Annotated in this window: 20 protein-coding genes and 1 pseudogene; all 21 read right to left on the bottom strand. The window is 51.7% G+C overall.

Annotation, left to right across the window (positions count from 1 at the left end):
* Window position 1: 1 nt before the first annotated feature.
* Window positions 2–3253, bottom strand: coding sequence for a YodL domain-containing protein (locus DW724_RS07745; protein WP_118749556.1), 3252 nt, complete (start codon window positions 3251–3253; stop codon window positions 2–4).
* A 6-nt stretch (window positions 3254–3259) separates the two neighbouring features.
* Window positions 3260–3538: an immunoglobulin gene (locus DW724_RS07750; RefSeq protein WP_118667186.1), complete on the bottom strand. Its 279-nt coding sequence runs from the start codon at window positions 3536–3538 to the stop codon at window positions 3260–3262.
* Window positions 3535–5643, bottom strand: coding sequence for a type IA DNA topoisomerase (locus DW724_RS07755; protein WP_118667187.1), 2109 nt, complete (start codon window positions 5641–5643; stop codon window positions 3535–3537). Before DW724_RS07755 ends, DW724_RS07750 begins: the two co-directional genes overlap by 4 nt.
* On the bottom strand, window positions 5630–6313 hold the full coding sequence (locus DW724_RS07760) for a conjugal transfer protein TraG (protein ID WP_118667188.1): 684 nt from the start codon (window positions 6311–6313) through the stop codon (window positions 5630–5632). Before DW724_RS07760 ends, DW724_RS07755 begins: the two co-directional genes overlap by 14 nt.
* On the bottom strand, window positions 6310–6504 hold the full coding sequence (locus tag DW724_RS07765) for a hypothetical protein (protein WP_004797798.1): 195 nt from the start codon (window positions 6502–6504) through the stop codon (window positions 6310–6312). Before DW724_RS07765 ends, DW724_RS07760 begins: the two co-directional genes overlap by 4 nt.
* The gene (locus tag DW724_RS07770; protein ID WP_118667189.1) at window positions 6501–7265 is read right to left on the bottom strand and encodes a DUF4366 domain-containing protein; all 765 of its coding nucleotides are present in this window, start codon (window positions 7263–7265) and stop codon (window positions 6501–6503) included. The genes DW724_RS07765 and DW724_RS07770 overlap by 4 nt, the downstream gene beginning before the upstream one ends.
* Window positions 7255–7506, bottom strand: coding sequence for a DUF4315 family protein (locus DW724_RS07775; RefSeq protein ID WP_006777886.1), 252 nt, complete (start codon window positions 7504–7506; stop codon window positions 7255–7257). The genes DW724_RS07770 and DW724_RS07775 overlap by 11 nt, the downstream gene beginning before the upstream one ends.
* Window positions 7507–7535: 29 nt before the next feature.
* Window positions 7536–9272, bottom strand: a complete 1737-nt coding sequence (locus tag DW724_RS07780; protein WP_118667389.1) for a CHAP domain-containing protein — start codon at window positions 9270–9272, stop codon at window positions 7536–7538.
* Window positions 9265–9645 (bottom strand): DUF3851 domain-containing protein, encoded by a 381-nt coding sequence (locus tag DW724_RS07785; protein WP_441377272.1) that lies wholly within the window; start codon window positions 9643–9645, stop codon window positions 9265–9267. The genes DW724_RS07780 and DW724_RS07785 overlap by 8 nt, the downstream gene beginning before the upstream one ends.
* On the bottom strand, window positions 9645–12047 hold the full coding sequence (locus tag DW724_RS07790) for a VirB4-like conjugal transfer ATPase, CD1110 family (RefSeq protein ID WP_117910059.1): 2403 nt from the start codon (window positions 12045–12047) through the stop codon (window positions 9645–9647). The genes DW724_RS07785 and DW724_RS07790 overlap by 1 nt, the downstream gene beginning before the upstream one ends.
* A complete protein-coding gene (locus tag DW724_RS07795) occupies window positions 12004–12459 on the bottom strand; it encodes a PrgI family protein (protein WP_002576235.1) in 456 nt (151 codons plus the stop codon). Before DW724_RS07795 ends, DW724_RS07790 begins: the two co-directional genes overlap by 44 nt.
* Window positions 12460–12479: 20 nt before the next feature.
* Window positions 12480–13349: a VirB6/TrbL-like conjugal transfer protein, CD1112 family gene (locus DW724_RS07800; RefSeq protein ID WP_118749555.1), complete on the bottom strand. Its 870-nt coding sequence runs from the start codon at window positions 13347–13349 to the stop codon at window positions 12480–12482.
* A 69-nt stretch (window positions 13350–13418) separates the two neighbouring features.
* Window positions 13419–13637 carry a Maff2 family mobile element protein gene (locus DW724_RS07805; RefSeq protein ID WP_003525154.1) on the bottom strand — a complete coding sequence of 73 codons (219 nt, stop codon included), beginning with the start codon at window positions 13635–13637 and terminating at the stop codon, window positions 13419–13421.
* A gap of 220 nt (window positions 13638–13857) precedes the next feature.
* A complete protein-coding gene (locus DW724_RS07810; protein ID WP_118667675.1) occupies window positions 13858–15687 on the bottom strand; it encodes a VirD4-like conjugal transfer protein, CD1115 family in 1830 nt (609 codons plus the stop codon).
* Complete coding sequence (locus DW724_RS07815; RefSeq protein WP_050005939.1) at window positions 15684–16184, bottom strand: PcfB family protein; 501 nt, start codon at window positions 16182–16184, stop codon at window positions 15684–15686. The genes DW724_RS07810 and DW724_RS07815 overlap by 4 nt, the downstream gene beginning before the upstream one ends.
* A 101-nt stretch (window positions 16185–16285) precedes the next feature.
* Window positions 16286–16597 carry a DUF5720 family protein gene (locus tag DW724_RS07820; RefSeq protein WP_118749554.1) on the bottom strand — a complete coding sequence of 104 codons (312 nt, stop codon included), beginning with the start codon at window positions 16595–16597 and terminating at the stop codon, window positions 16286–16288.
* On the bottom strand, window positions 16590–16952 hold the full coding sequence (locus DW724_RS07825; RefSeq protein WP_015527912.1) for a DUF7768 domain-containing protein: 363 nt from the start codon (window positions 16950–16952) through the stop codon (window positions 16590–16592). Before DW724_RS07825 ends, DW724_RS07820 begins: the two co-directional genes overlap by 8 nt.
* 48 nt (window positions 16953–17000) lie before the next feature.
* Window positions 17001–17879: a DUF6017 domain-containing protein gene (locus DW724_RS07830; protein ID WP_118749553.1), complete on the bottom strand. Its 879-nt coding sequence runs from the start codon at window positions 17877–17879 to the stop codon at window positions 17001–17003.
* A gap of 69 nt (window positions 17880–17948) precedes the next feature.
* Complete coding sequence (locus DW724_RS07835) at window positions 17949–18134, bottom strand: hypothetical protein (RefSeq protein WP_118667543.1); 186 nt, start codon at window positions 18132–18134, stop codon at window positions 17949–17951.
* Window positions 18135–18166: 32 nt separating this feature from the next.
* The gene (locus DW724_RS07840) at window positions 18167–18442 is read right to left on the bottom strand and encodes a DUF5720 family protein (RefSeq protein ID WP_118667542.1); all 276 of its coding nucleotides are present in this window, start codon (window positions 18440–18442) and stop codon (window positions 18167–18169) included.
* A gap of 14 nt (window positions 18443–18456) precedes the next feature.
* Window positions 18457–18888: pseudogene (locus DW724_RS15990) on the bottom strand (ParB/RepB/Spo0J family partition protein); the annotation flags it as partial.

An 18888-nucleotide genomic window follows, 5' to 3' on the forward strand; every position in this document is an offset into this window, starting at 1 on the left:
ATCAAATCTCCCTTTCCGCACTCTTTTTGGGTGCTGTCTTTTTGTGTTCTGTCTTGGGCTGGCCTTTCAGCTGCTCCATGACGGACTTTTTCTTTTCCCGTTCCTCCCGATGGGTGGCGGCTGCCAACTCCATCAGGGAAATGGGCTGACCGCTTCGGGCCTGCTGTTCCAGCTCTGCCACCGTAGGTTCTTTTGTGCCATTGTTGATGATACCGTCGATCATGCCGTAATCGTCCTCCAGCATCATTTCCGCATTTTTCAGCGGGTTTTCTGGCAGGAATCCGGGGATCTGGGTAAAACCAACACTGTCACAGTAATGACAGGATACCTTACCGTCCTGTCTGATCGCAACGATGTCGCTGACGCTCATGGAGGGACTGTGAAAGTCCACGGGCTTTTCCAGATTGAATTGCTGATAGAGTTTTTCCAGCTGCTCCGGCACAGTGCCAGACTCCCTCAGAGGAGCTGTGTAAATGAGGTCATAATTGCTGCGGTCTATGGAAATGTTATGGGACTTTAACCAGTCCAGATTCATAAAGCGTACATTCTGCGGATCGTCACGACTTACCTGATAGATGGCAAAGCAATCTCTATTCTGGGAGAGAAATGCCTGTTCGCGTTCCTGCTGATGTTCCTGACGCTCCATGACCTTTTCGTGGAACTGAGGGCTTTTCTCCCATTCCTCATGGTCCACACCGAAAAGACCGCCATGATCCATGATTTCCTGCGGGTCAAACACCATGCTCTCCGTATTGTCCTCATGCAGCGCATAGACGGTCAAACCGGCGGCATCCAGTTCCAGCGCCCGTTCTCTGGTAACAGGGAGCATCCCATCATAGGAGTAGCCATATTCCTGCATATCCGGTGTGGATACCTGCTCATCCGGCATGGGGTATTCATCCAGTGCCTGCTCCTGCGCTTCCGGCAGCTGGGAAGAAGCAGTCATCTGACTGGTCTCTGCCTGCATTTGCTGATAGGCCGCTTCCTGCAAGGTCTCAATCATGGACATAGGAGCGTGTCTGAGCGAAGTGCTGTCCAGATTGTTGTCATCACAAATCTGGAGAACTGCATTTTTGCGGGAAAGCTCCGGCATATCCAGCTGACCGCCATCCAGCTCTTTCATGGATGCGGCATCGTAAAGGGTATAGTCCCAGCCACTGTCACAGGGCTGGATATGAAGATAAGTGGCATCGTCGATCAGAAACAAAGCCTCCTGCTGGTTGGCGTCCGCTCCCAGCACCTCCATTTCCGGCATGGCCGCAGCCAGTTCCTTTACCGCTTTTTGCACCAACGGATTATCACGGTAATAGTCGATTGCCTGAATGGTGTCCAGGTCAATGGTCTGCCCGGTCAAAATCGGAAAAGGTCCTTCATAGTCGCTTCCATCTTTCAGCTCAAAGCCAATGCCCTTGATCCCGTTCATTCGCTCTGCCGGAATCTCCTGATAAATGCGGACCGCCTCCTCCAAAGACAGGTTATCGTGATATTCTCCAAGGTTTGGAAACTCCATGCACTCTGCTACATAGTAAGTCAGATTGCCGGTTGGCTGCTCTATCGGGGCGGTTTCCGGCTTTGCCTTTGCATGGGGGTCTATTCCACGCTCTTTGCAGATTTCCTTATAGTGGCGCTCAATGTCAGAGATCAAAGTACCGGAGGTCTTGTTGATGGTTTCCAAACTGGCTCTCAGCTCTTTCAGCTCCTTGCCCTGACTCCAGCTTGCAATATAGCCGAAGCTGTTTTCTCCGGTCTCGATGCCAAAATATTTGCAGACTGCGTAGGAGATGCTTTCAGCCTCCACTTCCTCCGTGTGGCGACTTTTGATTGCCTGTTTTTCTGTGGTTGGATCTTCCTCAACTGCAAGACGCCATTCAAACTGATTTTCGTCCACATAGCGCCAATCCATATCAGAAGCAAACTGTTCAGCTTCTTTTTCTGTGGCAAAATCCAGCTTGAAATCATGCTTGGTTCCACCTTCACTCTCCAGTACAACCTTCCATGACGGTAGCATTTCATATTTTTTAGGGTCATGGAGCTTGCTGTGGGCAATCTCATGAACCGTGGCCGAAACCGTCTGCACCTCACTCATGCCCTGACGAATGGCGATTTTCTGATGATCGGCAGAAAAATAGCCGTCCGTATCGGCAGCCATTGCTTCAAAAGTGATCGGCACCGGCGCACTGCGGCGCAGAGCCTCCATGAATGCCTCATAATTTGGCACATTGCCGGAAAGGGAGGAAGCAAGCTCCGGCAAAGGTTTCCCGTCGGTCTGGCTCACATCAAAGACCTTGACCGGACGAAACATGGGGATTTCGATTTCTTTTTCCTCTGTGACGATCTTTCCGTCTTTATCCAGAATCGGAGCCTTGGTATCCGGGTCCAGCTTCTGCTCCTCGATTTTCTTCTTATACGGTGTGGGGGCGATGATGGTAATGCCATGCTCGCCCTTTTTTACATGACGCTCAAACTGGTCTTTCCACTTATTGTATCCGGCTACCAATGTAGCGTCCGGCTTCTGCATATAGATGAGCATGGTGTTGTTTACCGAATAGCGGTGGAAGCGGGACATGACGGACAGATAGCGCATATACTTTTCGCTCTCAAACAGTTCCTTGATGCCCTGCTCGATGCCATCTGTGATTTCCCTTAGCCGCTCTCGGTTGGTGGGTTTGTTCTCAGCCATGATTTTCAATCTCCTTTCCAATTGTGTGATTTCTGCTGTGTGTTCTGCAATCCATGCCTTTTGTTCTTCTTCACTTTCATAAAGAAAAAGGTCCAGCAGGTACTCTACATAGGTTTCCTTCTGGATCGCTTCCACAAAACGGGGGTGCAGTTCTTCCTCCGGTGTCCGGGGAGAATGGTCGATCTCCCATTTTTTCAGCAGATGGTAGTAATCGGACAGTACGCGATAACACCGCTGCCGGTCCTCCCGAAACTTTTGTGCCTCGGTTTTCTGCCGGACATACCTCCTGCGGGGAGGGGCCTGACTGTCATAGATCAGGCCAAAGTCCTGTGCCAGTTTCTCCGCCGCTTCTTTTGGGGAGAGATTAAAGAGCTTTGCGGTAAAGTCGATCACATCCCCATCTGCACCGCAGCCAAAGCAGTGGAACCGCTGGTCTACCTTCATGCTGGGGTTCTTATCATCGTGAAAGGGACAGCAGGCCATACCATTTCGTTTGACCTCGATCCCATAAAACGCTGCCACTTCTCTGGTGCTGACTGACAGCTTGACTGCTTCAAATACATTCTCTGCCATGTGCCTTTAACCGCTGGGCTTTCTCACAGGAGGCTGGTATCCGGCAGCTTTCGCACGCTCACTGGCAGCTTTGCGGCGTTCTGCGCTATATGGCTCCCTGACTGATACACACCGCTTGGGGACGGTAAAGTTATGGGCGTCCTTTCGGGTGATCTGGTCGGGGTGCTTTTTTGCCAGCAAATCCAGCTTCTCCATCAGACGGGGATCATGGGTATAGATCTCAGCCATTGGTTCTGCCTGATTATAGAGAAGAATGGTTTCCCGTTCCACTAAAGAGAGCTTCATCGGCTGCCTCCTTTCCGCTGATCAAATTCCAGCTTGAAGTTGGCGTACTGTCCATCGTCCTCCAAAACCACAGTGGCATCGTAGGTCTTGCCGGTTTTCTCCGAATATAGCCCCGTCACACGGACACGGCCATCGTTAAGCAGTGCAGACACCACAGCCTTGGTCGGCTGTTTTTTCTTGGCAGCCCACCATTTGTTATTTTTCCAGATTGCAAATTTGCAAGAATCATTCTGACAGAAGAAGCCTTTTTGCAGTTCTGCAACTTCACCGCCGCAGCGAGGGCATTTGCCCACCACCTCACGGGGCGGAGTGAACAGGTACTCAGTTCCTTTGATGACCTGATAAGTTCCCACCAGATCTTTCAGCATGGTGCTGATCCCGTCCAAAAACTCCTCCGGGGCAAGCTGCCCGCGCTCGATCTCGCCCAGTCGGTACTCCCACTCGGCAGTCAGAAGCGGCGATTGCAGTTGTTCCGGCAGAACGGTGATCAGGGAAACTGCATCGTGGGAAGGGAGAAGCTGCACCGTTTTCCTGCTCTTTTTTCGTTCCAGAAAACCGGCAGATACCAGCTTTTCCAAAATACCGGCACGGGTGGCCGGTGTCCCCAGACCTTTTCGCTCGGCATCCTCCGGCATATCCTCTTTTCCGGCAGTCTCCATCGCGGACAACAGAGTGTCCTCCGTAAAGTGCAGGGGCGGACTGCTTTTGCCTTCTTTGACGATTGCAGCAACAACCGAAAGGGTCTGTCCTTCGGTCAGCTCCGGCAGGGCTTTCTCTGCGCCCTCTTTTTTCGGCTCTGCATCCTTCATTTTGGCACGGTAGGCGTCCTCCAGTGCTTTCCATCCGGGGTGCTTCACCGTTTTTCCTTTGGCGGTAAACTCCCTACCGGCACACGCTGCAATCACAACGGTTTCCGAATAGATATGGGGCTGGGCCACGGCACACAGCAGACGCAGGGCCACCAGCTCCAGCACCGCTTTTTCTCCCGCAGGAAGGGCAGAAAGGTCTGCATCCTTGAGATTTCTGGTAGGGATTACTGCGTGGTGGTCGGTTACTTTCTTATCGTTGATGACCGTCTGCGGATCACAGGTAATGGCGATCCCTTTGCGAAACGGCATAGCATTGGCAACCAGATTCACCAGCACCGGCAGGCTGTCTGCCATATCACTGGTCAGATAGCGGCTGTCAGTACGGGGATAGGTGCAGAGCTTCTTTTCATACAGGCTTTGCAGATAGTCCAGGGTCTGCTGGGCTGTAAATCCAAGCAGGCGATTGGCATCTCTTTGCAGAGTAGTCAGATCATAGAGGGCAGGCGGCTTTTCGGACTTTTCCTTGCACTCCACCTTTTTGATTGTGACATTTGCACCCTGACAGGCTTCTTTCAGCTGCTCAGCAGCAACCTTATCCGCCATGCGCTCCCCGGATACGGTAAGACCGGGCAGCTCCAGCGCCACGGTATAAAAGGGAATCGGCTTAAAGGTGTCGATCTCAGCTTCTCGCTGAACAATAAGCGCCAGCGTCGGGGACATCACGCGCCCGATGTTGAGGGTTCGGTGATACAGCACGGAAAAAAGCCTTGTGGCATTGATCCCCACCAGCCAGTCGGCCTTGGCACGGCAGAGGGCAGCATCCCGAAGTCCGTCATAATCCGCACCGGGGCGCAGGTTTGCAAAGCCCTCCCTTATGGCAGAGTCCTCCATCGAAGAAATCCAGAGCCTTTTCATAGGCTTTTGACAGTCTGCCAGCTCATAGACGCTGCGGAAGATCAGCTCACCCTCGCGTCCGGCATCGCAGGCATTTACCACTTCCGTCACATCCGGGGCATTCATCAGCTTTTTGAGAATATCAAACTGCTTTTTCTTATCCTTTCCCACCACCATCTGCCAATGCTCCGGCAGGATAGGCAGGTCATCATATCGCCACTTGGCATACTTGGGATCATAACTGTCTGCATCCGCAAGACCAGCCAGATGGCCCACGCACCAGCTGACACGCCAGCCGTTACCCTCCAGATACCCATCCTTACGAGCAGTTGCACCGATTACCGCAGCCAGACTTTGTGCAACCGATGGTTTTTCAGCGATTACCAGTTTATATCTCATCATCTTCAGCCTCCCATTCATTCTGCCAATTATCAGACAGTTTTTTTGCAATGCTGTGTTCTGAGGCAAGTGTAATGTCATATCCAAAGCGATAATCATATCGGTACAACCTGCCAATCAAATCATTGATTATGATATTGCAGGCCATAATCACACGCTCTTTATCCACCTGCATCAGTTGATAGCGTTGATAATTGTTGTAATATTCTTCGTGACGGCGGGTATTGCAGGCGGCATCTTCAAGTAAACTATCTACTGCATCCTGGCAACCATCTTCTTTTTCCCCTTCCATGCAGTTCAGAAGTTCCATCATCAAAGGAAAGCTCTGTTCATCCATAGGAGCTTCTGCTGCAAGAAAACCGATCAAAGCGGATAAGAGCAGACGAGCCGCCGTCTGTTCTTGTTCCGTCAGCACGGCCATTGTTTTCTCCGCATTTGGCAGGATCTTTTCTTCCACAAAATCTGCCGCATCGTCGGAACAAAGCTGACGGATAGAATCTATGGACAATGAAACTGTCATGGTATCTAAGGAGAAATCAAAGGGGTCATCTTGCTTTGGCTTTCTCCAAAGTTTGTTTAACATGGTAGAAAGAATGTCGCCGCCAAAATACACAGCAATTACCAGCAGGTCAAAAACAGCAATCAGCTTGATAAATATAATCAGAACACTCATTTTTTTCGTTTCCTTTCTTTGAGCCAGCGTTCCATCTCACGATGGCAGATACCTACGCAGGGGCTTCCATAACTCCCGCAACCATAGCAGGGGTGGTTGTGGGGTAAAGAAGGAGGACGGGAAGTTTCCCTCCCGCCCTCCGGCCTGCGTGTCATCATGCGTTCATAGGGACTGTCTGTGAATCGGGTCATTTCACGCTGTCCTCGTCATCTTCTTCTGTGCTGCCCCCGTCAGCGTCCGGTTCATCCGACTCCTCATCCTCGGTTTCCCATTCCTCGGAATCTTCCTCGCCGTAATCATAATCGTCCAGACTGTCATTGCCCTTGGTCTTAGGCTTATTCTTAATGAGCTTCAAGTAGGCAAATACGCCACCGCCTCCCAGCAGAGCCAGCAAAAGGACTATCGCAGCCGGGTTCAGTCCGGCAGGCTTCTCTTTTTCCGGTTCCGATGTTTCTACCGGAGGTTCCGATGCTTTGCCCGTACATTTACTCTTATCAGTTACGCAGACCGGGCAGGCCGTATTGACTGCCCCTGCTTCACATTTTGTTGAACAGCTGCATACCGCAGGCATCTCCTCTTTGGGTTTTCCATCTTCCATCAGCGCCGCAAGGTCTGCATCGTCCACCTGATTCAGAAAGTGAACAGCAGTCTCCTTGTCCTCATTCGCCCTATCAATCAAGATGTAAAAGTAATTTCCAGCTTTGGTCGTAACCGTAATAAGCTGCTTATTGCCTCCAAAATCATCTACCAGTGCTGCATTCCCCTCCGGTGTAAGTGCCGGTGCTGGTTCTGTTTCTTCCACAATCACGTTGCTATCATTGGTAGAATCCTCTGCCGGTGCCGCCGGAGCCTGTTCTGACCCCTGTGCAAAAGCAGGGATCGTAAAGCCAAATGCCACAACCATTGTCAGGCAAAAGGCGGAAAGTGTTCGGAGCAATCGTTTATTCCTCATAGCTGTTTTCCTCCTGTTCGTTATTGTCATCAGCCAAACTGCCGGGAACTGTGCCACCGGACAGCATGGCGCTCAACTGGGTCGGGGTCATACGCAGGGCGCGCACCATCTGGACGATCTCCAGATTTTCTGCCTCGGTTTTCTGTGCTTCCAGCGCCTTGAGCTTTTCCTGATACTCTGCGATCTTCTCACGGACCTTTGTAATCTCCTGGTCAATGCGCTCAATTTTGTTCTTTGCCATCGTCTATCACTCCTTCTTAAAAATCTCTGTTACCAGTTCATCAGGCCGTAGCCCTTAATGCTTTGATAATTCAGGTCATAACTTTTAATCTTGCAGGCATCGCCGGAATTTCCCTCCACGGTATAAACACGGCTGCCATCCGTACCGATCACGATACCCACATGGTCTGCTGTCCCATCCAAATCCCAGTCAAAGAAAATTGCATCTCCGGGAGCCAGATTGTTATAGCCTCTTGCGCCCCACTGTCCATGAGACTGGAACCACGGAACACCTTGCCACTCACAGCCTGCAAAGCGCGGCTCACTTTTTCCTGCCTGGTTATAGCACCAGGATACGAAGCAGGCGCACCATTCCACACGGGAGTCAAAGCCGTACCAGCTCCAGTAGGGATAACCGCCCACATTGCCCACCTGACGCTTGGCCAGTTCCACCAGCTGAGGATTGCCGGGGCGGGTACCGTTAATGAACTGCACACCGGACAGATCTTCCGAGCCGCTGGTATCAGGGGAGCCGCCGCCAAACAACAGCGGCTTATTGCCCATGGTCTGCCGGTAAACCTGATACATTTTCATCTGCTCCGGGGTCAGAAGTTCCGACACCACAGCGGAAATGGGCTTGCTGGCGAGTTTCACATTCAAAATGTAATACTCATAGGGAACTTCTTCTGAGGTGGTCTCACCGGTCTCCGGGTCGGTGGAGGTCTCCGTGCGGTAGCGAATCTCCACTTCCTCAGTAAGCGTCAGCTGATACTGTGCTGCAAACACACGCGCCAGCTCTGCCTGAGCGCTCTGCCGGGTGTAGCCTTGCAAGACGGCAGAGAGAAATGCTGCCAGCTCATGAGGGTCATGGCCGATCATACCAAGGTCATAGCGATACTCGTCATACCCTGGGTGACTGCTTTCTATGTTGTCGATTTCCTCCTGCAACCGGGCTTCTCTGGCTGCATAATCTGCCTCCACCGCCAGCATTTCCGGGTCATCCGACGGATAGGTGGTGCCGGAGAGAACGGAACCGATGCTCTGCGCCATCATGGAGCAGGAGGACATGGTATTCATCAGCATACAGGTAATGAGGAACAAAACCCCTGCCATCAGGAAACCCTTCTTGTGGCGCATGACGAATGCCCCTGCCTGCTGTACCTTTTCTTTTACCGTCCTTGCGGCTTTTCCGGTTTTGGATGCAGCCTGGGCGGTATTTCCGGCAGTCTGACCGGCGTGTTTGGCGGCGGCATACTGCTTTTTGATGGCCTGCTTTTGCTGCCAGCGGGAAAGAGGGTTGCTGGCAAACCGGGGATTTTCCTGCAAAGATTTCTGGTACAGAACATTTACATTTGCCTTTTCCAGTTGACGCTCTGCCTGGGCTGCTTTGCGGTACGGCTTCAGCTTGTGGCTGCGATAGCCCTCCCGCACCAGATAAGCGCCGGTCTCCACCGCTTCCTCGGACTTGTGGGCGCTTTCCACGCCCACATTGTCCTGCTCTGTTTCCCGGATCTCTTTGTGGAGCTTGCCTGCGACCAGATGGACGGGAGCTTCCCTGACTCCTTGAGAAACTTTGGAAGGTGGCTTTTTCTTGTCCTCAAAGGTCAGCTTCGAGGTCTTTTTTCCGGTATCCGGGTCAATGACCGTCTGCCTGACCTTTTTCTTTGGGATATTGGCCTGCGCCTTATCTGCTCTGGCCGCAGCTTTTTCCGCTTTACGGATCGGCTTTTCCAGTGCAGGATCAGACCGTTCCTCATCAGTAAAGCGCAGGCGCGGCTCTTTATTCAAACCATTCTCCCAGCATGAGGGAGGACATCATGTAGTGCAGCTCTGCATAAATGGCCATTCCCACAGGATCGTTGAACATACAGCCGGACAGGTAGGCATAAAACTGTGCCACCACATCGGACAGGATCTTCGCTTCAGTTCCTTCCAGAACCAGACCACCCATACCTTCCTTGGCACGGATGGCACTCCAGACCTCTGCCAGACGGAGAAGCCCCACCTGACCGGTCTCATTCAGTTCTGCTGCCTGATCTGCCGCTGTGCGGCACTCGCTTACCGCATCGGCCATGACTGTAAGCAGCTGGCTGCGCTGGGCATTTACCGCCCTGTCAAAAAACATCAGCGGATTTTTATTCAAAATGTTGGAGTTCATCATCATTCATCCTCCTTCTTTTTCAGTTCCTGGGGTTTGGTGGTCATAATGCGGTAAAGCTCGGTATTCTTCGGGAAGTGATCCACGAAAGGCAGGATCGTGGAGCCATAGAACAGCAGGCCCTCGCCCTCACCGGAGTGGGTCACATAAGATAACTGGTGTGTGGAAATGCCCAGCTGCTTGGCGAGGATCTGCCGGTCCCCGCCTGCCTGGTTGAGCATATACACGAAGTCGGAATTTTCAAAGATATTTTCCACCTCGCGGCTGCTCAAAAGGTCTTTGACATTCTGGGTGATACCTGTCGGAATACCGCCCCATTTTCTGAATCGCTTCCAGATTTCCACCGTATAGGCGGCGGTCTGCTCCTCCTTCAAAAGCAGGTGCATCTCGTCGATGTAGTAACGGGTGGACTTGTGGGCGGCACGGTTGATGGTAACGCGGTTCCATACCTGATCCTGAACCACCAGCATACCGATTTTTTTAAGCTGCTTGCCCAGTTCCTTGATGTCATAGCAGACAATCCGGTTATCAATGTCCACATTGCTCTGATGATTGAACACATTCAAAGAACCCGTTACATAGATTTCCAATGCCGTTGCAATGTACTGAGCTTCTTTTTCTTCCTGCTCCCGCAACAGGTTATAAAGGTCCTCCAAAATCGGCATATTCTCCGGCTTTGGGTCATTGAGATATTCGTTGTAAACCAACCGTACACAACGGTCAATAATGGTTTTCTGCACCGGCTGCAAGCCCTCCTTACCGCCCACGATCAGCTCACACAAGCTGAGGATAAAATCAGATTTGAGGGACAGCGGGCTTTCATCATCCGAGTAGTCCAGATTCAGATCCATCGGATTGATATAGTTGGTTGAAGTAGGTGAGATCTTGATGACCTGCCCATGCAGACGCTCAACAAGAGGTGCGTACTCCGCTTCCGGGTCACAGATAATGACATCATCACTGGTAAGCAAAAAGCAGTTGGCAATTTCTCGTTTTGCGCTGAAGGACTTACCGGAACCCGGCGTACCCAAAATCAGGCCGTTGGGGTTTTTCAGCAGCTTTCTGTCCACCATGATGAGGTTGTTGGACAGAGCATTGATGCCGTAGTACAGTGCTTCTTTCCCGTTCTGGAACAGTTCCTGCGTAGTGAAGGGCACAAAGATAGCTGTGGAACTGGTGGTCAATCCTCGCTGGATCTCAATCTGATTGAGACCCAGAGGCAGACAGCTCATCAGCCCTTCTTCCTGCTGGAAGTCCAGCCTGGTCAGCTGACAGTTATACTTCTGGGCAATAGAGCCTGCCTGAAAGATGTTGTTGCCAAGCTGACGGGGATTGTCCGCTGTGTTCAGCACCAGAAAGGTCAAAAGGAACATTCTCTCGTTGCGGCTCTGCAAATCCTGCAAGAGTTTTTTCGCTTCACTGCCGTAGGTAGCAAGATCAGATGGAATGATGTCCATGTCATATCCGGCGCGGACTGCTTTTTTCTGTTCCTCGATCTTGCTGCGGTCAAGGTCGGTAATCTTGCGCTTTACCGTTTTGATGGCTTTCACCTGATCCACCGACTGAATGTGCATACTCACAATGAGCGAGCTTTCCATATCCAGAAAATCAGCCAGCAGACGGTCATTCAGCTCCGGTGCGAGAATCTGCAAAAAAGAAACAGCCCCGTATTTCTTACCCATACGGAACTGCTTGCCGGTGCGGAACTCAAAGGAGCTTGGTGCAATAAAATCCTTTGTGGACAGACCGGAAGGAGCCAGCCAGTCCCATTCAAACTGAAACGGGAGTTGTTCATCCATGTGGAATACCGCATGAAGCTGAAAAAGCCTTTCTTTACCGTCCAGCGTTCTGGCAGCTACACCAAGACGCTTAAAGTTATTAAGTATATCGGTCTCAATACGCTCCAGACGGGGCTTGGCGGCTTTGATGCTGTCCGCGTCGATACCAAAGGTCAGGTATTTTGTCTTGATGAGACCGTTGTTACCTCTGGCCAGCTGATTTTGCAGCATTGTGGTGTATTCCTCGCGGATACTGTCAAAGGCGTCCCTCTGGGGCGGGATGGAAATGGAGTTAGCAAAGGTCTCCTCCGATGCCGCAAGATTCAAAAAAGACAGCTGGAAATGAATCGAGCTGTCAAAATAATTGAGAAAATCACACCACCCCTCAAAGATTGCCGTCTTATCTTCGTTTTGGGAGAGCTGATAGTTGATGTCCTGAAACTGGATGGTCTTTGTGTAGTGGCTGTCCGATACGCGGCAGATTCCGTCCGGCCACATCCGTTCATAAGGGATACTGTCCTGCGCAGATTTTCCTTTTTTGTCCGTGCGGTTAGCGCGGGCAATGGCCGCTTCGATCTGCTTCTTATCGGCGCGGGACAGCTTTTTCTTTGTCTTTACCGGCTGCACAGTTTTTTCCTCGGTTTTTCCGAACATCCGATGCAGCCATTTTTTTATTGCGGTGAACAATGTCATACACCTCCTTATCGAGCATTTCCTGCCGCTTTAATACGGCATAAAAGTTGTTGGTCTGGTAAGGTCGCTGCTTTGGACGGATCACAGCTACTTTGAGAATGTTGCCCACGATCTTTTCCAGGGGCTGTCCATGCTTTTCGTACATAGCCAGCATAAAGAAGGGTAGCATAACCAGCATCATACACATAGCCGCTACACTGTTTCCGGTAGGTTTTCTTAGCAAAAAGAAAAGCGGTACGCCAATAAGCGCTCCGCCCGTGAAGCAGATAAGCTGCCGCTTAGTCAGATTGAACATGACCTTTGTTTTGACTTTTGTTAAGTCCTTGGGTACGGGTACATAAGCCAATGTGGAAACCTCCTTCCGTTTTAGTGCGCCTGAAAGACTGATTTGGCGAGACTGCCGGTTTTGAACAGCGTAAAACATAGCAGTACGGTGTAGCCCACGCAGCTCCAGATTGCCATGATGATGTCATCTTCCAGAGCGATGTTCTGCACCAGCACAGCATAAATTGCCACGCAGACGATAATGAGAAACGCCTGAAAGCCCAGTGCCAGCAGGGATCGGAGGTAATTCTGTCCCATACCGCCCCATTCTTTGCCCATCATTGCAGCCATTGGAATGGGAGCCACCGAAGTCACAAGGTAGATCTCGATCATACGGCCATAAATAACGATAAAGATACAGATATACAACGCCCACATGGTAATGCCAATAAAGAGGGATTGGAACCACAGTCCGAACAGCGGTCCCAGATCCATTTCCATCAGCCTCGGTTCCAGATCGGTCATAACTGAGGAAATGTCAATGGACGCATCCGAATTGATGATTCCTGCCGCCTGCGCCACTACGCTCTGCGCCATATCAAAGACGCCCATCACGATATTCCATGTATTTGTGACAATGAGGATGGCAGCGGCTGATTTGAACACCCACTTAAAAATCATCCAGGTATCCACATCATGCAGGTTGTTCTTGTCTGCAATCATCTGGATCAGGTCTACGGTCATCACGATAGCCAGGATCACACCTGCAATCGGCACCATGATGGAGTTGGACAGATTCTCAATCATGCTGAAAATACTGCCATTCCATCCCTGTGGGGTCTGGCCTACCTGTACGGATATATCCGCGACCTGCTGATTTACACTGTCAAACATCCCCGAAAGGTTGCTCATAATACCGCCCACCAGCATTTCTTTCAGCCAATTTGTCAGGGCCTCGAGTAAGAAATCCATACGGTGTCAACCTCCTTTCCGCCGCCCCCGCAAAGCTGCGGGAGCGGCAAGGATTTCATACGGAGACGCTTAGACAGAGAAAAGCCCGGAGAGCAGAGGTACAAGGACCATGCCGACTACGGCTACACCAGCACCGGCCATGAGCTGCTTCATGCCCTGAGATTTGGCGCCAGGGTTGTCATTGCCATAACCTTCCAACAGGTTGATGACACCCCAGATACCAAGACCAGCGCCCAGAGCGATAACGAGAGTCTGAAGAACGGTAATTGCCTGTTCAAAAAATGCCATATAGTTTGTTAGCCGGAATCTGATTAAAAAATAGGTTTGTCATGTTTCATAGGCATACAAAAGCCGGAACAATCTGCCGCCCGGTTTCCGGGAGCATGATTCCGGCTGTCCTCCTTTTTCATTATTTTTTCTTGCGATTGCCCACTTTGTACGCCAATGGCCTCAACAGAGGCAGTTGCGGCAAATAGATACGATCACTCCTTTCCTCAGCGGAACCGTATTACACGCCCTCCGTGTCTACTTCATATACATCGCAGACCTCATCAGGCTTGAGTTTTAGTCTGGCAGACAAAAATGCTTCAATATCAAAGGTATTCCGCTTGTCTGCATCAGCTGTGTATTTGAAATTGGGGTGCTTGGTGATGTCGTACTTATCCGAAAGGAAAGGACGCACACCGCGCAGCTGGAGGATACACTTGCCGCCATCCATAACAGCAAGCTCATCCTGGCTCATCAGCTCTTTACCCAATTTTTGATAGTTGAGGGAGTGGGAGGTTTCCCGGCCACGGCTCTCTCCGGTGTTGTAGGTGTCGATGGTTTCCTTACCCAGCACGGCAGCCAGCTCTTTGAGGGTAGTCGGCTCTTTACCGCCCAGAAAGATGGAAGTATCCATGTTACCGATAATGGTATCCGCGTTGTCCTTATAGATCGCCTTGAGCTGACTCTGTGCCTGCAACACCAGACAGGCTGAGATCTCACGGCTTCGGATGGTAGCAACCAGCTTTTCCAACTTGGGTATCTGGCCAATGTTGGCGCATTCATCAATGAGACAGCGCACATGGATCGGGAGCCTGCCGCCATACACATCGTCGGCTTTTTCGCAGAGCAGGTTAAACAGCTGGGTATAACACATGGATATAAGGAAATTAAAGCTGTCATCTGTATCACTCATAATGAGGAACAGAGCAGTTTTCCGGTCTCCCAGAGTATCCAGCTCCAGCTCGTCATAAGCTGTGACCTCACGCAACTCTGCAATGTCGAATACGGCAAGGCGAGCGCCGCAGGAAATCAAAATCGACTTAGCGGTTTTGCCGGCAGCCAGCTTATATTTCTTATACTGGCGCACCGCAAAGTGGTTTGGCTTCTCGGCTTCCAGTGCATCAAACATCAGGTCCACGGGGTTTTTGAACTCCTCGTCATCCTCCCGGACCTCCATGGCGTTGATGAACTCAATGAGGGTGGAGAAGTTTTGTTCCTCCACCGGAGCCTCATAATGGATATAGCCAATAAGCGCGCAGTACAACAAGGTTTCTGCTTTTACCCAGAAATCGTCTCCGGCCTTGCCTTCGCCTTTGGTGTTGGCGATCAGCGTTGTTACCAGCTTCAAGATGTCCTTTTCGCTATGGATATAGGCGAAAGGGTTATAGTGCATGGACTTCTTGAAGTTGATGGTATTTAGGACCTTGATTCGGTACGGCTCATAAATGACCTTGCCGTGCTTATCCTTCATGGGCTTTCCGTCTTTCCCCAGTTTGGGTGCGCCCCTTTGGAGCATTTTCCCGCACTCCACCAAAATGGTTCCCTTCGGGTCTGTGACCACATAGGAACTGTGCATCTGCATCAGATTCGGTTTGAGCCAGAAGCGGGTCTTACCGGAACCGGAGCCGCCAATCACCAGCACATTTTTGTTTCTGGCGGTCTTTGGGTCCTTGGGGCGGCTGTTCATTGTCAGGCTCTCCGTTTTCGTCAGAATCACATTGTTCTGGAATACCGGGTCGATGTAGGGTGCAATGTCCTCATGGGTTCCCCACCGGGCGGAACCGTATTCCATGCCGTGCCTGTACTTCTTGGCGTTCTTGCTTTTCAGGTATACAGCCAGCCGCAGGCCGCCGCAGCAGCACAGGCCCACCAGCAGGTCCAGCGGGTGCAGGCTGGGCCACCAGCTGGCCAGCGCCACCGGCAGCGTGGAGAAGAACGAGAGCATTTTTGCCGAAGCGTCCGCACCCACGGCCATCCGCCACGCTTCACCGAAGTTGGTGGAGAAAAGCCCCATCAGGATATACGGCAGATTCAGCAAAATGAGCTTTTTGATGTTCAGCTGCTTTTTCATCGTTCCAGCTCCTTCCGCTTGTTCCGGTCCACGACGGCGTGTTTTACCAGTTCTTTGAACTGGCTCAGCTTTGCCAGCACGGACGGGCGCTCGGATTTCTCCGCCTTTCTGACCTTTTTCCCGGTGTACTCGGTAAAAGCAGCGGTCAGGGCATCCGCGTCCCGACCCTTGAAAAAGATCAGGTACTTGGGTGGGGAGCTGCTGCGGTCCTTCTTCACCGCATAGTCCACGCCGTATTTCCGGGCGATCTTCTCAAACTCCTTGATGGAGGGGTCGGTGATCTCGATGTTGGAAACCCCTTGGTTTTGACCAATCAGCTGTTTCACCGTCTGCTTGCCCTGGGGCTTCACAGGCGCGTCACGGCTTCTCTGCTTTTGCAGCTTCTTTTCCTTGCGGTGGGCAAGGTACTTGGTGATGGCGGCTTTCATCAACCGCCCGGTAAACTTTGTTCCGCTGACTACCAGCGTCAAAGTCCTGTTTTCCACTTCCTCCTGCATAGGTCATCGCCTCCTTTCCACGGATTTTGCAGGGGTGGCGCTTGATACTAAGGCGGGACCACCAGCCGCCGCAGCAGGTATTTCAGCATGGCAGGCTCCTTTCAGCGCAGCTGGTCGGAGCGTTCATAGTACAGATGGCCCTGGCGCACTTTGGCATGGCTGAGAATCTTGATGTGGCCCTTTTCCTGGTTCTCCAGGCTTTTCTGGTATCCGGCCTCCGTCAGAAACAGGCGGGTTCGTTCACCTTTCCAGCCCACCGGGGAATCGTCGGTCAGCACATCGAAGATAATCATGTGCCGGGTGTCATCGGCAAACCGCTCCAAATCCATGTACTCATGGCCGTGGTAGTTCTGCGCCCCGGCTTTGAGGCGCATTTCCTCCATCAGCTGGCCCACGTTCTTACGCTCAGGCATGGCGTGCGCCTCCTTTCCCGCGTCCCTGGCCCTTCACGGTCAGGATACCGTCCAGGGTGGTGGCGGTGATCCGCAGGCGCTCGGCGGTGGCAATGTCATTCTTCACGGTCTCGTCGATGCCGTGGCCGCAGACCACCAGCACATGGGACCGGCGCAGGTAGTCCCGCGCCATATCCAGCCCGTCCTTGTGTTCCTGGGGAATCTCGTCCTTGAGGAAGGTAGGCAGGAACAGCACCGGGCAGATGGGCGAATACCCGGCGTCGTACACCTGACGACAGTAGGCCGCAGCGCTCTCGGCGTTCTCATACTGGCTGTTGCTCCAGGGAGCCGTAATGTAGGCAAGAGGTCGTTTCATGGCAAAATCCTTTCTCCCGGTGTGTCCGGGCAGCAGAAAAGCGGCTGTTTACCAGCCGCCTGCGTACATATCGTGGTTGACTTGTGCGGTGTAGTGATTGCTGATCGTTGTAGGCGCATTAAACAGCACCGCAAGCAGATACTGCTTCATGTTGCGGACCTCGGTGGTATTTTTCTGCAAGCTGTCCATGACAAACCGGATATGCTCGCTGTCCAGCTTCAAAAACCGGGAGCGCACCACCTCATGGGGGAAGTCGCTGCCTGCAATCCGGGTGGTTTTGCGCTTTGCACAGATAGTTTCTACCATCAGCTCCACGATCTCATCCAAATCCTCCCGATAGGTGGCAAACTCCCTGCACAGGTAGTCATACTCGATGTTCTCTAAAATCAATTCCCGATAATTTTCTATCTCGGAGACAGACATCGCATCCCTTCCTTTCCGTTCCGGCGGTCTTGCCGCCGCTGTTTCCCGGAAGGGAATGGAATCGGTACTTGATCCATGGGTAATTGATTTTTGAGTATTTGATTTCTCTATATTTAATTCTGCGGGCTTTTCCGTATCCGGTTTCACCATATCCGGGTTTTCCGTATCTGGTGAAGCCGTATCCGGCTGGGGCGTATCCGGGTTCTTCGGCTGTGGTTGCTCGTAGATAACATACTCGGTATCACTGATCCGACCCTGTTTGTCCCGCAGTTGATGACGGACAATGTACCCGGCAGCTTCCAGCTCCCGCAGCGCGCCGCCGATAGCGTCCACGCCCTCTTTGCAGATGGCGGCAAGCCCTCTGGTGGTATAGTTCCAGTCCTCCGGTAAGGACAGTATCATGGAAAGCAGCCCCTTGGCTTTCAGGGACAGTTTCCCGTTGCGTAAATGGTGATTGCTCATCACGGTATAATCTCTGGTTCGTTCAATGCGAAATACGGCCATTGACCTCACTCCTTCCAAATTTCTCAGGGTATGAAAAAAGCCACAATCCTGTAAAAAGAATTGTGGCAGTCAGCTGTTTTGTTCACTTTTTCTGCGCCGGTAGGGGCGCTTGGGAATGGGCGGTTTGTCCAACAGGTCATCTCCCTGAGAGAATGGCAGAGTTTGCAGAACACGGTCAATCTCCATAGATTCCATATCATGCTGGGAATGGCAATCCTCCCGGATTGCTTCCCGGATTTCCTTTACAGTACACATTTCAATCCTTTCCTTTCGCAATAATAACTTGTTTATGAGTGGCGGCGGCGCTTGTCCGGCTTAAAATCGAGGATATGTCCCTCAATCACACGGGCGTACCGCTTGATTTTGATTTCCCGGCGCTGCTGGCTTTGCAGGGCGGTCTGATAGCCGTCCTCCGTAAGAAACAGCCGCATTTCATCACCGGGACTGCCGTAGGCACAGGAACGCAGGACAGAAAACTCAATCATCCGGCGGGTATTATCCTGAAAACGCTCCACGGCAAGAATGTTGTGTCCTTTCAGCTCACGGGCTGAAATATCCCTCATAGGCTGCTCCTTTCTCAGCGTTCATGTTGCTGTTGGCGTTTTTTCTGCCACTGTTCCAGCAGCTTGATAATGGTTTCCTGCATCCGCTGGGGCGTGTAGCTCTTGGGAAAATACTTCCGCAGAGTGTCAGATGTGAAGGTCACCTTGTCCAGATCGCTTTTCTTTTCCTCTCCCATGATGGCCCGCATCACATCAATGGATAAATGTCCCTCCTGGCTGAATTTCTTGAGCCGCTGAGCCTGGGAGAGAGAAGGGGTAGCTTGTTCGCTGTCCATCGCGTCCAAAAGCTGTACCTGTTCCTCTTTTTTCAGGAACGACAGCTCATAGGCTGGATTAAAGGCGATTTTCTTTTCATCCACCATATCCAGCAGTTCGGGAATTAACTCGGTGAGGCGGATATAGCGAGAAATCTGGTTACGGCTTTGGCCGACCTGTTCTGCCAAAAT

It is taken from the genome of Butyricicoccus sp. AM27-36 (genome assembly GCF_003480945.1).
Taxonomy (GTDB): Bacteria; Bacillota; Clostridia; order Oscillospirales; family Butyricicoccaceae; genus Agathobaculum; species Agathobaculum butyriciproducens.

Excerpts from the sequence above, each read along its gene's own strand:
- DW724_RS07745 (WP_118749556.1), bottom strand. The coding sequence starts at position 3,253 with ATGGCAGAGAATGTATTTGAAGCAGTCAAGCTGTCAGTCAGCACCAGA.
- DW724_RS07750 (WP_118667186.1), bottom strand. The coding sequence starts at position 3,538 with ATGAAGCTCTCTTTAGTGGAACGGGAAACCATTCTTCTCTATAATCAG.
- DW724_RS07755 (WP_118667187.1), bottom strand. The coding sequence starts at position 5,643 with ATGATGAGATATAAACTGGTAATCGCTGAAAAACCATCGGTTGCACAA.
- DW724_RS07760 (WP_118667188.1), bottom strand. The coding sequence starts at position 6,313 with ATGAGTGTTCTGATTATATTTATCAAGCTGATTGCTGTTTTTGACCTG.
- DW724_RS07765 (WP_004797798.1), bottom strand. The coding sequence starts at position 6,504 with ATGACCCGATTCACAGACAGTCCCTATGAACGCATGATGACACGCAGG.
- DW724_RS07770 (WP_118667189.1), bottom strand. The coding sequence starts at position 7,265 with ATGAGGAATAAACGATTGCTCCGAACACTTTCCGCCTTTTGCCTGACA.
- DW724_RS07775 (WP_006777886.1), bottom strand. The coding sequence starts at position 7,506 with ATGGCAAAGAACAAAATTGAGCGCATTGACCAGGAGATTACAAAGGTC.
- DW724_RS07785 (WP_441377272.1), bottom strand. The coding sequence starts at position 9,645 with ATGATGAACTCCAACATTTTGAATAAAAATCCGCTGATGTTTTTTGAC.
- DW724_RS07800 (WP_118749555.1), bottom strand. The coding sequence starts at position 13,349 with ATGGATTTCTTACTCGAGGCCCTGACAAATTGGCTGAAAGAAATGCTG.
- DW724_RS07805 (WP_003525154.1), bottom strand. The coding sequence starts at position 13,637 with ATGGCATTTTTTGAACAGGCAATTACCGTTCTTCAGACTCTCGTTATC.
- DW724_RS07810 (WP_118667675.1), bottom strand. The coding sequence starts at position 15,687 with ATGAAAAAGCAGCTGAACATCAAAAAGCTCATTTTGCTGAATCTGCCG.
- DW724_RS07815 (WP_050005939.1), bottom strand. The coding sequence starts at position 16,184 with ATGCAGGAGGAAGTGGAAAACAGGACTTTGACGCTGGTAGTCAGCGGA.
- DW724_RS07820 (WP_118749554.1), bottom strand. The coding sequence starts at position 16,597 with ATGCCTGAGCGTAAGAACGTGGGCCAGCTGATGGAGGAAATGCGCCTC.
- DW724_RS07825 (WP_015527912.1), bottom strand. The coding sequence starts at position 16,952 with ATGAAACGACCTCTTGCCTACATTACGGCTCCCTGGAGCAACAGCCAG.
- DW724_RS07830 (WP_118749553.1), bottom strand. The coding sequence starts at position 17,879 with ATGGCCGTATTTCGCATTGAACGAACCAGAGATTATACCGTGATGAGC.
- DW724_RS07835 (WP_118667543.1), bottom strand. The coding sequence starts at position 18,134 with ATGTGTACTGTAAAGGAAATCCGGGAAGCAATCCGGGAGGATTGCCAT.
- DW724_RS07840 (WP_118667542.1), bottom strand. The coding sequence starts at position 18,442 with ATGAGGGATATTTCAGCCCGTGAGCTGAAAGGACACAACATTCTTGCC.